The organism is Nostoc sp. (assembly GCF_036917235.1).
Classification (GTDB): Bacteria; Cyanobacteriota; Cyanobacteriia; order Cyanobacteriales; family Nostocaceae; genus Nostoc.
On sequence record NZ_JBALDU010000039.1, the window covers coordinates 17,301 to 33,349 of the forward strand.

The window sequence follows — 16,049 nt, forward strand, 5'->3', positions numbered from 1 at the left end:
TTGGTAAATATTGTCAAACTAGTTTTGAGGGTTTGTAGTAAGCACTTTAGTGCTTGAGAAATAAGGACTAAAGTCCTTACTACGAACTTCCTTACCCATGAATGTAATTTTGGACAATCTGCAAAATGCGCTCTGCTGCATGACCATCCCCAAAGGGATTGATTGCGTTTGCCATCGCTTCATAAGCATCTGTGTCGCTAAGTAACTCAGCAGCGGCTGCAACAATGTTCTCAGTCGTAGTGCCAACAAGTTTGGCTGTACCAGCTACCACAGCCTCTGGTCTTTCGGTATTGTCTCTCAAGACTAGTACTGGTTTTCCCAAACTGGGCGCTTCTTCTTGCAAGCCACCAGAGTCAGTGAGTAAAAGATGCGATCGCCCAATTGCTCCCACCAATTCCCCATAATCTAGAGGATCTGTCAAGAAAATTCGGGGATGATTCCCTAAAAGTTCTTGCAAAGGGACTCGCACTGTCGGATTGCGGTGCAATGGTAAGAGCAAAGCTGTATCAGGAAACTTGTCTAAAATTTGTAAAAAGCCCTGAGCGATCGCTAACAGAGGTTCTCCCCAATTCTCCCGACGATGAACTGTTGCTAATAAAACCCGATATGAATCCCAGTTTAATCCTGGGACATTGCAAACTACTTGGGTTGCAGCGACATTTAACAATGCATCAATTACCGTGTTGCCCGTCATGTGAATTTCACCCAAAACACCAGAACGATGCAAATTTTCCACAGCCCAAGGTGTCGGCGCAAAGTGCAACTGAGTAATTTGAGAAATCAATCGGCGATTAGCTTCTTCTGGGTAAGGATTGAAGATATCATCAGTTCTTAACCCTGCTTCTACATGACCTATAGGAATTTTTTGATAAAAAGCTGCCAAAGCTGCGGCAAAAGCAGTGGTAGTATCTCCCTGCACGATTACGAAATCTGGCTTTTCTGCCTTAAATAATGCTTCTAACCCTTGTAAACTACGGCAAGTAATATCATTTAGAGATTGCTGAACCTGCATAATTTCCAAGTTATAATCTGCCTTGATATTAAACAGTTGCATAACTTGCTCAACCATCTCCCGATGCTGTCCAGTTAGAATTACTTGCAGTTGAAATTCTGAAGACTTTTGGAAAACCTGAATCACTGGAGCGAGTTTAATCGCTTCCGGGCGAGTACCTAAGATAATGCAAACGCGTTTTTGATTAGTCATTAGTCATCTGTAATTTGCCATCTATAGTCAATCGTCTATAGTCAATGGTCTATGGTCAATAGTCGGCAGTCAATCCTCACATAAACCATAAATATTAATGGATAAATCACACAAGATATAAAAAAACCCGGCTTAACCGGGCAAATGCATTGTTTATCTAATTAACCTGTAATGACTATTTAAAAGTTTAGATTATAAAAACCATGAAAAAACCCGGCTTAACCGGGCAGACGCACTGTTTGTCTAATTAACCTGTAATAACTATTTAATCTCACAAGTTAGAGGGCAAGCAGCGTAAACAGTAGCCTGCATTTGGTCTGCCTCTCCATGCAACCAGCTTAACCATTTAACTTCACTAGGATGAACTCCCTTAACAGTTAGCACACCCGCAGCCAATAGAACTGCCATGACATTAAACATTATTAGAGCGCCTGCTACAAGCAAAACCGCACTAACAGGCATCACAGATTGCAAGATAATCGACAACAGACATCCGACCGTAGCCATCAAGACAACTAGTGGAAAACCCACAACCAACAAACATACTGCTAATGTAAAAGTCCATATTAAAAAGCTTTTAATCATCAACAAGGAGTAGGTCTTTCCTTGATTAGAGCTTTCAGCAGAAACCATGACTTTTCCTCCCAAAATACACAACAGATTTTAATCTCAGTCATATCTCGCTTTTCGCGAGTAAACTGAATTGTTCTTCAGTGAAATTCAGTATATAAAAACTAATTGGAAAAATGAGCATTTGTTTACTAAAGTTTACAGTTAATTTTTCGTAATTATGGATATAAACTCAACTTTCTATCTATTAAAAAAACTTGTTTACTGCATCTACCTTCGGGTATATAACCTAAAAGGTATGAGCTTTTAACCTTGATCCCCACGATATTACTCCTATTCAACTTAACATTTCTTATAAAAATTACTAGTCTTTCTCATAATTCCTAGACGGGCTGAATAAATGAACTGCTAGTATTTGTACTGTTAATTGCTGGCAATTCGTGCCCATGCCTGGGATAAATTTCTCATCTAAGTCATGAGAATATTTACTTTAATAAAAAAGCATTAAAAATTACCTTTAAATCCATGTGTATTTACTGAGGTCTTTTAAGTCCTTACGTGTGTTAAACCAGTTTAGATAGGTTAAATAATCTATCTAAATATTCTGAGTAATGAAATTTTAGGAAATAAAAGATACCAATTGAGTTGGATGAAATAGATTGACCGTGGTTCTAGAGTTTCAATCGCCTTCTATCACCGCTAAGGCTTACAGACAAGCATTCTCCAAAAGTCATCAAAGCAAGTGACTTTACTTCTCGTTAATTCAACTTTTTAACTGCCAAATGTGAAGATATATGACAGAATCACAGTCTCCATTAAATTCTAACTCTGCTGCCGGACGTAATTTGCCACCAATGCCGCCGCCACCACCGCCAACTCCAACCTTTAGTACGCAGCGGCAGATGACACAAACACTCGATATGTCAATGGATAGGGGCACTAATCCGCCTGTTGCAGGTCATCGTCCGGGTAGTCCACCGCCAATACCTAATTCAGTTCGCCCTCAAAACAGCAGTGCAGGGCCCACTTTAGAGAAGTTAATCAGGGAAGCTTACGACCAGGGATATTCTGACTTGCACTTGGGTGTAGGTGAAGTACCCCGCTTCCGCAGTCGAGGAGAAATTCAATCAATGGATTATCCAGAAACAGATAAAGAAGCTTTTATGAGTTGGTTGCGGGAGGTGATGAGTGAGGGGGAAATTCAGCGCTTTGAAGAACATTTAGAATTTGACGGAGCAACTCAATATGACTTTGCTCGCGTGCGGATTAATGTTTTTGGCACCCTTAGAGGGCCTGCAATGGTCTTGCGGTTGATTCCTCTGAAAATCTTAACTATGGAACAGTTGAATTTACCTCCAATTTTTCGGGATATTTGTCATCACCACAAAGGTTTAATTTTGGTAACGGGGCCCACTGGTTCTGGTAAGTCCACCACAATGGCAGCGATGGTTGACTACATCAATAAGGAGATGGCCAAGCACATCATCACCATTGAAGATCCAATAGAATTTATCCATCAAAGCCGTAAGTCTTTAGTCAAACAACGGGAAGTGGGAATGCACACCCGGAAATTTGACAACGCTTTGAAAGCAGCTTTGCGGGAAGACCCAGATTTGATTCTGGTGGGGGAAATGCGGGATAAAGAAACAGTTAACACCGCCTTAAAAGCCGCTCAGACTGGTCACTTAGTCATGGGAACCTTACACACCAATAGCGCGGTCAAAACCATTGAGCGGATTCTCAACCTCTATTCTGGTGATGAACAGGATGCAATGCGGGTGGCGATTTCTGAGTCTTTAGTGGCAGTAATTGCTCAAGGTTTGTGTCGCACAACTGACGGTAAGCGGGCTGCTTTTCATGATGTGCTGATCAATACTGAGGCGATTAAAGAATGGATCAAAGACGGTAAGTATGATGAAATTGGCGAGCTGATGAAACAAGCTGGCTTTGACGGCATGATTACGATGAATCAGTCATTGCTGAATCTCTATCAAGACGGACGCATCACTGAAGAAACTGCTTTGGAAATGTCACCAACTCCTAACGAAATGGCACAGTTTCTCCGAGGTCGAGTTTAGGATTGGGGATTGGGGATGGAGAAGAGGCTGAGGGGAGAAGAGTTTTCCCCTGCTCTCTGCTCCCCAATCCCAAATATCTTTGCGATCCTGGTTGAGGTTATAGCTAAGGTAAAAGGTAAAAGAGAGAATTTTTACTTTTAGTTCCCTAACCTCTATGAATAACTTGACGACAAATAAACTATCTACACCCCAGCTGTTTAAAGGCATTGCGCTATTTACACCTGGAGGAGATTTAATTTACTGCATCGACCCTAGCAAGCAAGGTCGATGGCATTTGCATTTGTGCTCGGCTTTGCAAGAAATCCTAGATTTACCAGAGCCGCCACACTTTTTAGTGCCTTGCTATACTGCAACTATTGACAATTGGTTAGATCCGCGCACTCAACAAGTGCGAACTTTTGCTGAAGCTTATCCGGCTGTAATTAGACATCAAGCTTTGCTTAATGCTGTTTTTGGCACAGGGGAATTAGTATGGCAAGCAGCTCCTTGGCAAGAGGGATTGTGCGATCGCATGGTGTTAACAACCTATCGGTCTTCATTTGGGCAGCTTTGGGAGGATCACGATTTAATTGTTCGCTTAGACCTTTCTGAACCTGTACCAAAATATCACCAACCAGTAATAATACAAAAAAAAGAAGCGATCGCACAAGGCTATGTTCTCCGCTTGTTTGTTGCCGGACATAGCAGTTCTACTGAACGCATTCTGCAAAATTTACACGAATTGTTAGAGCGATCGCTCGGACACCCTTATACTCTGAAGGTGATTGATGTTTTAAGTCATCCAGAACAAGCAGAACTAAATCAGGTTTCTGCAACTCCTACCCTTGTCAAGGTTTGGCCTCACCCAATTCGGCGAATCGTTGGAGAGTTGGATCATGTAGAAAAGATTTTACAGATGTTGGCTGCTAAGGAAAAATTTTAAGTAATCAAACTAGTTTTTTGCCAAGTGCGCGAATGGGTAGGTGTTGGTGAAGGGGGAACTACAAAAATGGCTAGATTGCCTTATCTGCAATAATTTGAGAGCTTTAACATCTTGAAACCATCTGCGCACCTTACATAAACTGACTTTCAGTTATTTACAGTTAGTACAGCCAAAGATGTTTATCATAATGTTGTGATAACAGCCCTAGAAAAAGATGCTTGGCTAATTACTGATGACCCATTTAAATTAAAATGTGGGACAAAAGATTTATATATAGACTTGGGTGCAGAAAAACTTAGAGCCGCACAAAAAGGTCAGCAGAAAATAGCAGTTGAAATCAAGAGTTTTATCAGCCAATCTCCCGTTAGCTCAATTTTAGATAAAGGAAATGGAGTGGAAATAAGTTGAAATCAAGAGTTTTATCAGCCAATCTCCCGTTAGAGACTTAGAAAATGCATTAGGACAGTTTATTCTTTATTACGATATTTTAGAAGAACAAGGAAGCGACCGGATTTTATATCTTGCTATACCCCACCGAACTTATACTGAAATTTTTACCGAACCCATCGGCAAGATTTTATTAAAAAATAACCGTTTACGTTTACTTGTATTTGACCCAAAACAAGAGCTAATTGTGCAATGGATACTTTAGAAAAATATCAAAAAATAATCGAAGATGTTCTGAACGAATATATAAAAATACCATATTCAAATCGTCAATTACAAACAAAGCTAATCATCGATCGCACAGCTACTAATTACATAGTAATGACTTTGGGATGGCAGGGAGAAGAACGAGTTCATGGTTGTATTATCCATATTGAAATTATTGATAGAAAAATCTGGATTCAGCGCGATGGGACTGAATATGGTATTGCCAATGAACTCGTAGCCGCAGGAATTCCCAAAGATAAAATTGTTTTAGCTTTTCATCCAGAGGATGTTAGACAATACACTGATTTTGCGCTCGCTTGATTTTCAAAAAGATGCGTTGGCGTAGCCCCCCGCAGGCATCGCCCAGTGGCAATTTCAGGTAAGATGAGGATGCGATCGCTACATAATTACCTGTGGGTTAAATATCAACAATCCACTAATCAGCTAAAAAGTCTTCATTTAATTCATATACGAAATACATGAGCCAGTTGACTCATGTACTTCTCGTCAATTAAAAGTGCGGATGAAAGGACTTGAACCTTCACTCCTTTCGGAACTAGAACCTAAATCTAGCGCGTCTGCCAATTTCGCCACATCCGCATCAGTTTACTATCATACCATAAGAAATTATGTTTGGGAATAGGGAATAGGGAATGGGTAAGAAGCAGGAGAGCAGGGGGAGCAGGGGAGGCAGGGGTAGATTAAGAAGCAGTTTTTACTGGGGGCAATGGGGAGAATAAAAAATTACTTCTTTCCCATCTGCTCCCGTTCAGCTACGCTCACGGCAAGCCTAGCCCTCTGCCTCTTCTCTATACCCCATGCCCAATTACATGACTGCAACACGAGGCAGACGATGCTTGAATCCACAGAGAATTTCCCAAGAAATTGTGTTTAATTGTTTTGCCCAGTCGTCCGCTGAAATTTGTTCTTTTCCCTGTTCTCCTAATAAGGTGACTACTTCTCCTTCTTGGATATTGGGTATGGTACTCACATCCAGCATCAACTGATCCATTGTAATTGTCCCAATTTGCGACACCCGCTGACCGCGAATTAACGCCTGCATTTTGTTGGAAAGACTGCGAGGAACACCGTCAGCGTAGCCAATTCCCACGACGGCGAGGCGAAGTTCACGTGGGGCAATAAATTTATGACCGTAGCTAACAGCTGTTCCTGCGGCAATTGTCTTAACTTGGGTAACTCTTGCCTTAAGTTGCAAAACAGGCTTGAGATCGATCGCATTTTGTAAATGGGTTGCTGGATAAAGTCCGTAAACAGCTAAACCTACACGCACCATATCGTAGTGCAATGCCGGATTTGTGAGTGCGGCGGCTGAGTTTGCCAAGTGCAAACAGGGTACTTCAATTCCCATTGCTTTGATTTGAGCGATCGCATCCTCAAATCGTTTATGCTGTTCTTCCATTGCCGTGGTATCAGGATCGTCTGCTGTCGCTAAATGAGAATAAATACTGGCAATGTCAAGATGTGGTAATCGCTGCACTAATTGCACAAATTCGCCAGCTTGCCGCCAATCAGTTCCCAACCTCGACATTCCCGTGTCTAATTTAATGTGTACGGGCACTGGAGAACCATGATTCATCGATTCCAGAACATCGGAAAATACTAAAGCTTGTTTAGGGCTACAGAGTGTGGGCTGAAGTTTCCATTGGGCGATCGCATGAATCTGCTCTAGTGTATGAGTTGCCCCTAAAATCAAAATGGGCGCTTGAATCCCGCCTTCTCGCAATTGAATAGCTTCTGGAACTGTAGCCACTCCCAGGCAACTAGCTCCCGATTGGATGGCAATTTGGGCGACTGTCACCGCTCCATGTCCATAGGCATCAGCCTTTACTACTGCCATTAACTGGGTACGCGGCGATAAAAACTGCACCAATTGCTTTACATTGTACGACAACGCCTCTAAATCAATTTCTACCCAGGCTCGTTGCGAAAACCACGCGTAGGTATCGCACTGCTGATTAGGAACTACACCAGGGATTTGTTTGCGACTTAACATTTGTACTGACTCCTATCCCGCCACGGCTAAACTTGCAAGTTATCTATCTATACACGCTCCTAAAAGCGAGATCAGATTAAATAGGAAGTTTAACCTTCAGATTGGAATTGATACAAGATGTTGCAGCGCTAAAGTAAAAGTTAAGAGTTATGAATTAGAAGTAAATCTACGGCTCAATTTTTCACTCCGTTCTTCTCTACGAGACGCTGCGCGATTACGTCAGTCTACGTAAGTATTTTAATCAAGTGATAAATTTGACTTCCTAACTCTTAACTCCTCACTCCTCACTCATAACTTAATTTCCAAATTCTCCCGAAAGTATAATTTCTTCTCATCTCCCTAGCATGGTGTATTTGTGTTAATATATTGTAAAACTCATACCCTGAGCGCAAATAATGGGGAAGGTTTTAGTCTTAAACGCCTCTTACGAACCTCTCAATATAACGAGTTGGCGTCGTGCTGTAGTTCTTTTAATCAAGGGCAAAGCAGAACGCGTGGAACACAACGGTAAATTTCTGTACACCGATTTCCCGTTGCCGACCGTGATCCGGTTGCGTCATTATGTACGCGTTCCTTATAAAGAAATCCCTCTAACTCGCCGAAATATATTGCACCGTGATGGTCATGCCTGTCAATACTGTGGTTACACAGGGGATGAATTGACACTAGACCATGTAATACCGCGATCGCGCGGCGGAGGCGATACTTGGGAGAATATTGTTACCGCTTGTGTCCGTTGCAATGTCAAAAAAGGCAGTCGGACTCCCCACGAAGCTCATATGCCTTTGCGTCATCCCCCGCGCCAACCTTATAGCAGTCTCTATTTCGAGGTCAGCAAACATCTTAAGAGTGGACTGCATACAGAGTGGCAAAAGTATGTTATAGGTCTTTGAGCCAAAAATTCAGAGGAGCAAAGGAGAAAGGAGAAATACCCTCTTTCTTTGGGAGATAGCCAATAACTTTAGTTTTGGAGTTTTAAAAAATTGGTGGCTATAGGCTTGCAAAGAAGGTAATTGCATCAACTATCAAGCTTTTAAGTTTGTTGTATGTATATAGAGTTTCCCCTTTCCTCTTTACTTCCCTTGTATTCTGTCCTTTTCCATTGGACTTTACTCTAAATTTTCAGAATTTTCAAAGGGTATACAAAACAGACGTTATTTATAAAAAATAAATTTAATTGCTCAATAGTCACAATAATGAGAATATTAAGCATAAGAATATTTCAAATATCAAGGACTAATTCTAAAGTATAAGATAGGAAGTATACCCTAAGTTAGATAAAAATCTCGCTGATTGAATTTACGAAAGAGAACAAAACTCCTAAAACACATTTATGCTGCCAGATACAGCCCGATATCCTAAACTTCCTTGCTGTATCCCCTTTAGTGGAAGTTAGTTAATTGTTGAGCGCTGTTGCTGACAAAAAATATACTTAGATGTATAGTGCAATGTCTTGAGATTTTTGCGAAGATCGTAATTAATGTGGCTAAATTCAGGGAATTGCTGCTCGTAGTATTTCTGAATTAAAGGAGCCTCACACTTTAAAAAAGTTCCCTATGTACTTTAATTCTCCCGTTACTCAGTTTGAGAGTTTGTCATTGACCACAGAGCCAAACCCAGAGGAACCTGAAATCGAGAAAGCGCCAGTGGAAGTTGCATTTAAGAGTCCATCATTACCGCCATCGGTAGGTGATGGGGCTATATATCTCAATCACCGTGGTAATTCTCTGGCACAACAAAAGTCAGAAGAACTGCAAAGAACCCTATTGGCACACCGACACGATCGCCAACTGGTAATTCTGCAAGATTTTCCTGACCCTGATGCCCTTTCCTGTGCCTGGGCTTACCAGTTAATTGCCCAGCAATATGATATCAAGTGTGAAATCATTTATGCTGGCGCGTTGAGCCATCAAGAAAATATTGCCTTGGTAAGGCTAACTAATTTACCTATCCAACGCTGGACAACGCAAACCCTGAAAACAAAAGATTTGTCATCTTATCAAGGTTTTGTATTAATTGACAACCAGGGAACCACTTCGCAACTACTGTCAGCGGTGCAGCAGGCTGGAATTCCCCTAGTGGTACTCATCGACCATCACAGTATCCAAGGCGATTTGCAATCAGAGTTTGAGGATATTCGTCCTTATGTAAGAGCGACAGCAACAATTTTTACTCAATACCTCCAAACGGGGTTATTGGCATTAGATAGCAGCATAAATCAACACGTAAAATGTGCTACTGCCTTGATGCATGGCTTGCGTTCGGATACAAATCGGCTCATGCAAGCGCAAGAAGAAGATTTTATGGCAGCGGCGTATTTAAGCCGATTTTATGACGCCCAATTGCTGAATGCCATTTTACAGGCCAACCGTTCCAAGCGGGTAATGGATGTGATCGAGCGATCGCTAAAAAATCGCATTGTCCAAAATAACTTTTCCATTGCTGGTGTTGGTTACTTACGCTACGAAGACCGTGACGCCATCCCCCAAGCGGCTGATTTTCTCGTCACCGAAGAAAACGTCCACACCGCCGTAGTTTACGGCATTGTTCACGATGAAGACGAAGAACTAGAAATAGTCATTGGTTCCCTGAGAACCAGTAAACTTACCCTTGACCCCGATGAATTCATCAAAGAAGCCTTTGGACAAGATAGTGCAGGGCGCTTTTTCGGCGGTGGAAGGACAAGCGCAGGTGGCTTTGAAATTCCAATGGGCTTCTTATCAGGTAGCAACGAAAATTCCGCCTATGCGAAAATGAAATGGGAAGTATTCGACGCTCAAATTAAGCAAAAACTGCTGAGATTAGTTAATCCTAGAGATAATCCGATTCAGTCGGAGTAGAGAGATATAAAGGAGACGCGGAGAACTCCTAACTAATGCAGCAGTCAAAGTGTCTGTTCAGATAGCATCCCATCCCGATTTTTGATAAAAGTCGGGAATTTGGGTTTTATGGCGAATGCTGAACTAAATCAAAGTTAACTTGCGCCTACCTATTGATTTGCTAAGGAGAAGCGCTATGAAATCGACAAAACTCCAAATCTTACAAACTCTGTATGAGCAAGATTTTTATGCTTGGGTAGAGCAAACAGTAGAGCTTTTGCGATTGCAGCACTGGGACACGCTGGATTTAGAACACTTAATTGAGGAAGTCGTGGACTTGGGTAAGAGTCAACAACGGGCGTTGCAAAGTGCGTTGCGGTTAGTCTTATCACATTTGTTGAAGTGGAAGTATCAACCAGAACGTCGTAGTCACAGTTGGCAAGTGACCATTACCCGTGAGCGACTGAATATAGATGAATTGCTGCAAGAAAGTCCTAGTTTGCAGCGTTTTTTAAATGATACCGAGTGGATTAATACTACCTATCAAAGAGCGCGGCGAGAGGCAATAGTGGAAACAAGTTTATCAGAAGATAACTTTGCGATCGTCTGTCCGTTTTCTGTTGATGAGATTTTAGACTTAGACTTTTATCCTAACCCTGACGAATAACCATGTAGAATTTTTGTATAAGTGTAGATATGCTCAATATGATGAGTAATCATCTGTGAAAATTGCTGTAACTTTGTTAATTAATTATAAAGATATGCACTTGGGATGCGAATAATACCTTTTGAATTTCTCATTCCCAGACGACCTGTTTCGTTACAGACAAAGAAAAAAGAAAACCTTCAGGCATGGAAGAATTTTGTGCGCATTGAAGCTCAAAAACTTTGGAAAGATCGCAGCGTCATTAAACAAGGTGATTTACAACTGACGCTAGTTTATCTTTGTGATGATTTTCCGGCTGATACCGATAATATTATCAAGCCGATTCAGGATGCACTTGTAGGCTTAGTTTTTGAAGATGATAGTTTAGTATCAGATGTAGAAAGCCATCGTCGGTTTATGTCTGACCCAATTGAGATTAAAAGTCTACCTTCCTTATTACAGCGTGCTGTCATCACAGGTCAAGAGTGTGTTTATGTAAAAGTAAGTGAATCTCAACCATTGGAAAAATACTTATGACTAACAATACTAAAATTCTATATGATGAAAAAGTGAAATCTCTGGCAGAGAAGTACGAAAGTCAAGGATTTCATGTTTTAACTGAACTCAAAACAGATGAATTACCATTTGATTTGGGTAACTACCAGCCAGATTTAATTGCTATTAAAGACGGTTCGGGTTTGGTAATTGAAGTAAAAAACAGCCTCAACCGTCTGTCGGTTGATCGTTTACAAGCTTTAGCAGAGGAAGTTAGTACGCATCCAGGTTGGCATTTTTTATTGGTAACGCTTGAAGACATAGAAGCCAAGTCATTACCTGGAACATCCGAAGAATTTTCTTCATGGCAAGAGCTAACCGATCGGTTTATCCAAGCGCATAAGCTTATTGAAAATGATGAAATTGAGCCTGCTTTTCTTTTGATGTGGAGTATATTTGAGGGGGCTTTAAGAAAGCGAGCAGTCGATGTGTCAATTCCTATTGAACGTTTCCCAGTTATAGGATTACTAAGACATCTGTACTCCTTGGGAGAGTTATCAATCTCTCAATTTGACCTTGCTCAAGCCTGTTTTGAAGTTTGGAATCGTCTTGCTCACGGATATATTGAAAACCTAAATTTGCCAGTTGTACATAATTTTGACAATTTGGTTCGTGAATTATTAGGAAAATGGACAGTCGAACTCGCTATTAGTCAACTTTCATCAGAGGAGCTAGCTGCTTTTCGTGCCTGGTTTGGGGAATTCGATGCAGCATCCTTGGATAAACGAGAAGAATTAAGGAGAAATTTAATCAATCAGACAAGCCTTCTTTTAGCGCAAGAATTAATAATAAATGAGAAACTAAAGAAGGAATTAAACGTAAACGACGAACAGGTTATAAACGTCGAATTCGCTGTTAGTCTACTTTCACCAGAGGATTTAGCTGCTTTTCGTGCCTGGTTTGCGGAATTCGATGCAGCAGCCTGGGATAAACAGATTGAAAAAGATGTGGCTGCTGGTCGGTTAGATGCATTGGCAGAGAAAGCACTTAAACATCTGCGAGAAGGGCGTTGTACCGATCTGTGAAACATCGAGCAACCCCAGATTTTTGGTATTACTATCGCCAGTTACCAATTGATATCCAAGAGCTTGCTGATCGATGTTACGAGTTTCTTCGGGAAGATCCCAAATATCCATCATTGCATTTCAAAAAAGTCGGTCAGTTTTGGTCAGTGCGTATTGGTATATATTATCGGGCGCTTGCTGTAAAAGAAGATGATAATTTTGTATGGTTTTGGATTGGATCGCATCCAGAGTATGACAGATTGCTAAGTGGTGGATAGCGTTTTAACATTTCATAAGAGCAGCCTAACCGATCACTCATAATACAAAGCATGGAACTATATTTAATTCGTCATGGCATCGCCGAAGACAAGGGATTAGGCATCAAAGATGAGGAGCGCAGCCTAACCAAAGAAGGAAGGCAAAAAACTGAGAAAGTTGCCCAAAAACTTGTTAAATTAGGTTTAAGCTTTGATTTAATTCTCACCAGTCCCTTGGTGCGGGCGCGCCAAACGGCTGAAATCCTCATAGCAGAAAAACTAAGCTCCCAGTTAGAGGAATCTAGCCACCTCGCGCCCGATGGTCAAATTTCTAGTTGGCTCAAAGACTGGTTAGAGCCAAAAAATTATTCCCAAAATACTCAACTGGCGCTGGTTGGACATGAACCTGATTTGACCAGTTGGGCAGAAATTCTCCTGTGGGGAGAAGCCAAAGAAAGCTTAGTCTTGAAAAAAGCAGGTATGATTGGGATAAAACTACCAGAAACAGGTTCTTCTCTGGGTCGGAGTCAGATGTTTTGGTTGACACCACCCAAGTACCTGCTATAACAGTTTTTCAACATTTTCGATTGTTGTTAGAACGGCTACTGTTATGGCGACAATAAATTTCTGGTAAGTTAGCTTGATCAGATATTTCACAAAGCGAATGGTGTTGCCATGATGGTGTGCGAATACAAGCCTGGTTTAGAAGGCATTCCCGCCGCTCAATCAAGTATCAGCTATGTTGATGGGCAAAAGGGAATACTAGAATATCGTGGCATTAGGATTGAAGAACTAGCAGAAAAAAGTACATTCTTAGAAACTGCTTATCTCTTAATCTGGGGTAAACTGCCAAGCAAGGAAGAACTGGAAACATTTGAGCATGAAGTTCGTTACCACCGGCGGATAAAATACCGCATTCGGGACATGATGAAATGCTTTCCAGAAAGCGGCCACCCAATGGATGCCTTGCAAGCCTCTGCTGCTGCTTTAGGTTTGTTTTATTCGCTCCGCGATTTGCACAATCCTGTTTACATTCGAGATTCGGTGGTGCGCCTGATAGCAACTATTCCCACGATGGTAGCGGCGTTTCAACTGATGCGAAAAGGCAACGATCCTGTGCGTCCCCGTGATGACTTAGACTATTCCGCCAACTTTCTATACATGCTCGATGAGCGAGAACCCGATCCTCTGATGGCGCGGATTTTTGATATCTGCTTGATACTTCAAGTCGAGCATACAATGAATGCTTCCACTTTCAGTGCCAGGGTGACAGCTTCCACCTTGACCGATCCTTACGCTGTGGTTGCTAGTGCTGTGGGAACTTTGGGTGGGCCTCTACATGGGGGAGCCAATGAAGAAGTAATTCAGATGTTGGAAAAAATTGGCTCTGTAGAAAATGTCCGTTCCTACATAGAGCATTGTCTGGAAACTAAATCTAAGATTATGGGCTTTGGACATCGTGTGTATAAAGTGAAAGACCCACGAGCCATAATTTTACAAGGACTAGCAGAGCAATTGTTTGAAAAGTTTGGCCATGACAAGTTCTATGACATTGCTCAAGAAATGGAACGAGTGGTAGAAGAAAAACTCGGTAGCAAGGGGATTTATCCCAATATTGACTTTTATTCCGGTTTGGTGTATAGGAAGATGGGTATTCCTACAGACTTGTTTACGCCAATATTTGCGATCGCTCGTGTTGCCGGTTGGTTAGCCCACTGGAAAGAACAACTAGCAGAAAACCGGATTTTCCGTCCTACCCAAGTTTACAACGGTCTGCACGAAGTTACTTATACTCCCATTGACAAACGGTAACTGGGCATGAAGCATTGAAAAGAGGCAGAGGGGCGGGGTGCGGGGGGCGGAGGGGAAAACTCTTCTCCCTTGCTCCCTACTTCCTGCTTCCCCTGCCTCCCCTGCCCGTCCGCTCCATCCCCCTCTCCCCTCAATAGCCAATCTCAATGCCAACCATAAGTAGAAGTTCTTATCTCGCTTCAGGGTGGTCAAACCATCCAACGATATACTAGGCATGGGAATTGGCAACAAATTTTCAATCGGGCGTCATCACAGCAAAAATTATAAATGGGTGAATTTACAGTTATTAATTCAAGTAATAGTTGTAACTCACCATGACTCGATGTCTTAAAGAGCGGAAACATGAATTCAGGAATTGACCTCCAAGGAACTTTTATTGAATCCCTCCGGGATTTAGGTATACCAGCAGGAACAGCCAAAGCAATTTGGATGCCGCTGCCAATGATACTGATGCTGATTGGCGCAACAGTGGGGGTATTAGTTGCTACTTGGCTAGAACGGAAAATTTCTGCCTCCGCACAGCAGCGAATTGGCCCAGAATACCAGGGTCCTTTTGGGTTGCTGGTGCCTGTAGCGGATGGTCTGAAGTTGGTATTTAAAGAAGATATAGTACCAGCCAAGTCTGACCCCTGGCTGTTTACTCTGGGGCCAATTATTGTTGTAATTCCGGTGTTTCTGTCGTTCCTGATTGTGCCCTTTGGACAGAATATCGTAATTAGCAATGTGGGCATGGGCGTATTCTTGTGGATTGCCTTGTCAAGCATTCAACCCATTGGTTTATTGATGGCTGGCTATGCATCTAATAACAAATACTCCCTCTTAGGGGGCTTGCGGGCAGCAGCGCAATCCATTAGTTATGAAATTCCTTTGGCGCTGGCGGTGTTAGCGATCGCTATGATGTCTAATAGCCTCGATACCGTTGATATTGTCAATCAACAATCTGGCTACGGCATTCTAGGCTGGAACATTTGGCGACAACCAATCGGTTTTCTGATCTTTTGGATAGCCGCCCTCGCTGAATGCGAACGATTACCCTTTGACTTACCCGAAGCGGAAGAAGAAATCGTCGCAGGCTATCAGACTGAATACTCAGGCATGAAATTCGGTCTGTTCTACCTGGGTTCATACGTTAACTTGATCCTTTCTTCCCTACTAGTAGCAATTCTCTACTTGGGCGGTTGGGACTTTCCTATTCCCCTCAACCTCATCGCTGGTTGGTTGGGAGTCAGTGAATTAAATCCCGTGTTCCAGATAGTAACTGCGGCTTTGGGTATCACCATGACCGTGTTCAAAGCCTATTTACTAGTGTTTGTTGCAATCCTGCTGCGCTGGACAGTACCACGGGTACGGATTGACCAACTGTTAGATTTAGGATGGAAGTTTTTGTTGCCGGTTGGTTTGGTTAATCTGCTATTAACCGCCGCCCTGAAACTAGCCTTTCCCTTCGCCTTCGGCGGGTGAACCAATTTTAGATTTTAGATTTTAGATTTTGGATTGAATCTAAAATCTAAAAT

At 42.0% G+C, this 16,049-nt stretch carries 17 protein-coding genes and 1 tRNA gene; 14 read left to right on the forward strand and 4 right to left on the reverse strand.

Annotation, left to right across the window (positions count from 1 at the left end):
- Positions 1–91 precede the first annotated feature (91 nt).
- Both wecB and V7K44_RS13810 read right to left on the reverse strand, forming a co-directional pair.
- A complete protein-coding gene (gene wecB / locus V7K44_RS13805) occupies positions 92–1,204 on the reverse strand; it encodes a non-hydrolyzing UDP-N-acetylglucosamine 2-epimerase (RefSeq protein WP_334932287.1) in 1,113 nt (370 codons plus the stop codon).
- A 261-nt stretch (positions 1,205–1,465) separates the two neighbouring features.
- Positions 1,466–1,837, reverse strand: a complete 372-nt coding sequence (locus V7K44_RS13810) for a hypothetical protein (protein WP_334932289.1) — start codon at positions 1,835–1,837, stop codon at positions 1,466–1,468.
- Between the two features lie 731 nt (positions 1,838–2,568).
- Between V7K44_RS13810 and V7K44_RS13815 the strand changes: the two genes are divergently transcribed.
- From V7K44_RS13815 to V7K44_RS13830, 5 genes are all read left to right on the forward strand, one after another.
- A complete protein-coding gene (locus tag V7K44_RS13815) occupies positions 2,569–3,852 on the forward strand; it encodes a type IV pilus twitching motility protein PilT (protein WP_094349009.1) in 1,284 nt (427 codons plus the stop codon).
- A 154-nt stretch (positions 3,853–4,006) separates the two neighbouring features.
- Positions 4,007–4,774 carry a circadian clock KaiB family protein gene (locus V7K44_RS13820; RefSeq protein ID WP_334932292.1) on the forward strand — a complete coding sequence of 256 codons (768 nt, stop codon included), beginning with the start codon at positions 4,007–4,009 and terminating at the stop codon, positions 4,772–4,774.
- Positions 4,775–4,966: 192 nt separating this feature from the next.
- On the forward strand, positions 4,967–5,182 hold the full coding sequence (locus V7K44_RS13825) for an element excision factor XisH family protein (protein WP_442940688.1): 216 nt from the start codon (positions 4,967–4,969) through the stop codon (positions 5,180–5,182).
- Between the two features lie 13 nt (positions 5,183–5,195).
- Positions 5,196–5,426, forward strand: coding sequence for an element excision factor XisH family protein (locus V7K44_RS33195; RefSeq protein ID WP_442940689.1), 231 nt, complete (start codon positions 5,196–5,198; stop codon positions 5,424–5,426).
- Positions 5,414–5,749 (forward strand): XisI protein, encoded by a 336-nt coding sequence (locus tag V7K44_RS13830; RefSeq protein WP_334932294.1) that lies wholly within the window; start codon positions 5,414–5,416, stop codon positions 5,747–5,749. Before V7K44_RS33195 ends, V7K44_RS13830 begins: the two co-directional genes overlap by 13 nt.
- A gap of 197 nt (positions 5,750–5,946) precedes the next feature.
- Here V7K44_RS13830 and V7K44_RS13835 read toward each other — a convergent pair.
- Positions 5,947–6,028: transfer RNA gene (locus tag V7K44_RS13835), tRNA-Leu, on the reverse strand.
- Between the two features lie 226 nt (positions 6,029–6,254).
- Entirely contained in the window at positions 6,255–7,442 is a 1,188-nt protein-coding gene (gene alr, locus V7K44_RS13840) for an alanine racemase (protein ID WP_334932296.1), read from the reverse strand.
- 395 nt (positions 7,443–7,837) lie between these two features.
- Between alr and V7K44_RS13845 the strand changes: the two genes are divergently transcribed.
- The 9 genes from V7K44_RS13845 (at position 7,838) to nuoH (ending at position 15,996) form a co-directional block, all read left to right on the forward strand.
- On the forward strand, positions 7,838–8,335 hold the full coding sequence (locus tag V7K44_RS13845) for an HNH endonuclease (protein ID WP_094349059.1): 498 nt from the start codon (positions 7,838–7,840) through the stop codon (positions 8,333–8,335).
- A 663-nt stretch (positions 8,336–8,998) separates the two neighbouring features.
- Positions 8,999–10,282, forward strand: a complete 1,284-nt coding sequence (locus tag V7K44_RS13850) for a DHH family phosphoesterase (protein WP_334932298.1) — start codon at positions 8,999–9,001, stop codon at positions 10,280–10,282.
- 175 nt (positions 10,283–10,457) lie between these two features.
- Positions 10,458–10,928 (forward strand): DUF29 domain-containing protein, encoded by a 471-nt coding sequence (locus V7K44_RS13855; RefSeq protein ID WP_334932300.1) that lies wholly within the window; start codon positions 10,458–10,460, stop codon positions 10,926–10,928.
- A gap of 105 nt (positions 10,929–11,033) precedes the next feature.
- Positions 11,034–11,444 carry a RusA family crossover junction endodeoxyribonuclease gene (locus V7K44_RS13860; RefSeq protein WP_334932302.1) on the forward strand — a complete coding sequence of 137 codons (411 nt, stop codon included), beginning with the start codon at positions 11,034–11,036 and terminating at the stop codon, positions 11,442–11,444.
- Entirely contained in the window at positions 11,441–12,487 is a 1,047-nt protein-coding gene (locus V7K44_RS13865; RefSeq protein ID WP_334932304.1) for a hypothetical protein, read from the forward strand. The genes V7K44_RS13860 and V7K44_RS13865 overlap by 4 nt, the downstream gene beginning before the upstream one ends.
- Entirely contained in the window at positions 12,484–12,744 is a 261-nt protein-coding gene (locus tag V7K44_RS13870) for a ParE family toxin-like protein (protein WP_094341032.1), read from the forward strand. The genes V7K44_RS13865 and V7K44_RS13870 overlap by 4 nt, the downstream gene beginning before the upstream one ends.
- Before the next feature lie 51 nt (positions 12,745–12,795).
- Positions 12,796–13,290, forward strand: a complete 495-nt coding sequence (gene sixA, locus V7K44_RS13875) for a phosphohistidine phosphatase SixA (protein WP_334932306.1) — start codon at positions 12,796–12,798, stop codon at positions 13,288–13,290.
- 108 nt (positions 13,291–13,398) lie between these two features.
- Complete coding sequence (locus V7K44_RS13880) at positions 13,399–14,535, forward strand: citrate synthase (protein WP_334932308.1); 1,137 nt, start codon at positions 13,399–13,401, stop codon at positions 14,533–14,535.
- 342 nt (positions 14,536–14,877) lie between these two features.
- Positions 14,878–15,996, forward strand: coding sequence for an NADH-quinone oxidoreductase subunit NuoH (nuoH, locus tag V7K44_RS13885; RefSeq protein WP_194045704.1), 1,119 nt, complete (start codon positions 14,878–14,880; stop codon positions 15,994–15,996).
- Positions 15,997–16,049 lie beyond the last annotated feature (53 nt).

Coding starts and splice junctions, on each gene's coding strand:
- wecB (WP_334932287.1), bottom strand. CDS start 1,204: ATGACTAATCAAAAACGCGTTTGCATTATCTTAGGTACTCGCCCGGAA.
- V7K44_RS13810 (WP_334932289.1), bottom strand. CDS start 1,837: ATGGTTTCTGCTGAAAGCTCTAATCAAGGAAAGACCTACTCCTTGTTG.
- V7K44_RS13815 (WP_094349009.1), top strand. CDS start 2,569: ATGACAGAATCACAGTCTCCATTAAATTCTAACTCTGCTGCCGGACGT.
- V7K44_RS13820 (WP_334932292.1), top strand. CDS start 4,007: ATGAATAACTTGACGACAAATAAACTATCTACACCCCAGCTGTTTAAA.
- V7K44_RS13830 (WP_334932294.1), top strand. CDS start 5,414: ATGGATACTTTAGAAAAATATCAAAAAATAATCGAAGATGTTCTGAAC.
- alr (WP_334932296.1), bottom strand. CDS start 7,442: ATGTTAAGTCGCAAACAAATCCCTGGTGTAGTTCCTAATCAGCAGTGC.
- V7K44_RS13845 (WP_094349059.1), top strand. CDS start 7,838: ATGGGGAAGGTTTTAGTCTTAAACGCCTCTTACGAACCTCTCAATATA.
- V7K44_RS13850 (WP_334932298.1), top strand. CDS start 8,999: ATGTACTTTAATTCTCCCGTTACTCAGTTTGAGAGTTTGTCATTGACC.
- V7K44_RS13855 (WP_334932300.1), top strand. CDS start 10,458: ATGAAATCGACAAAACTCCAAATCTTACAAACTCTGTATGAGCAAGAT.
- V7K44_RS13860 (WP_334932302.1), top strand. CDS start 11,034: ATGCGAATAATACCTTTTGAATTTCTCATTCCCAGACGACCTGTTTCG.
- V7K44_RS13865 (WP_334932304.1), top strand. CDS start 11,441: ATGACTAACAATACTAAAATTCTATATGATGAAAAAGTGAAATCTCTG.
- sixA (WP_334932306.1), top strand. CDS start 12,796: ATGGAACTATATTTAATTCGTCATGGCATCGCCGAAGACAAGGGATTA.
- V7K44_RS13880 (WP_334932308.1), top strand. CDS start 13,399: ATGATGGTGTGCGAATACAAGCCTGGTTTAGAAGGCATTCCCGCCGCT.
- nuoH (WP_194045704.1), top strand. CDS start 14,878: ATGAATTCAGGAATTGACCTCCAAGGAACTTTTATTGAATCCCTCCGG.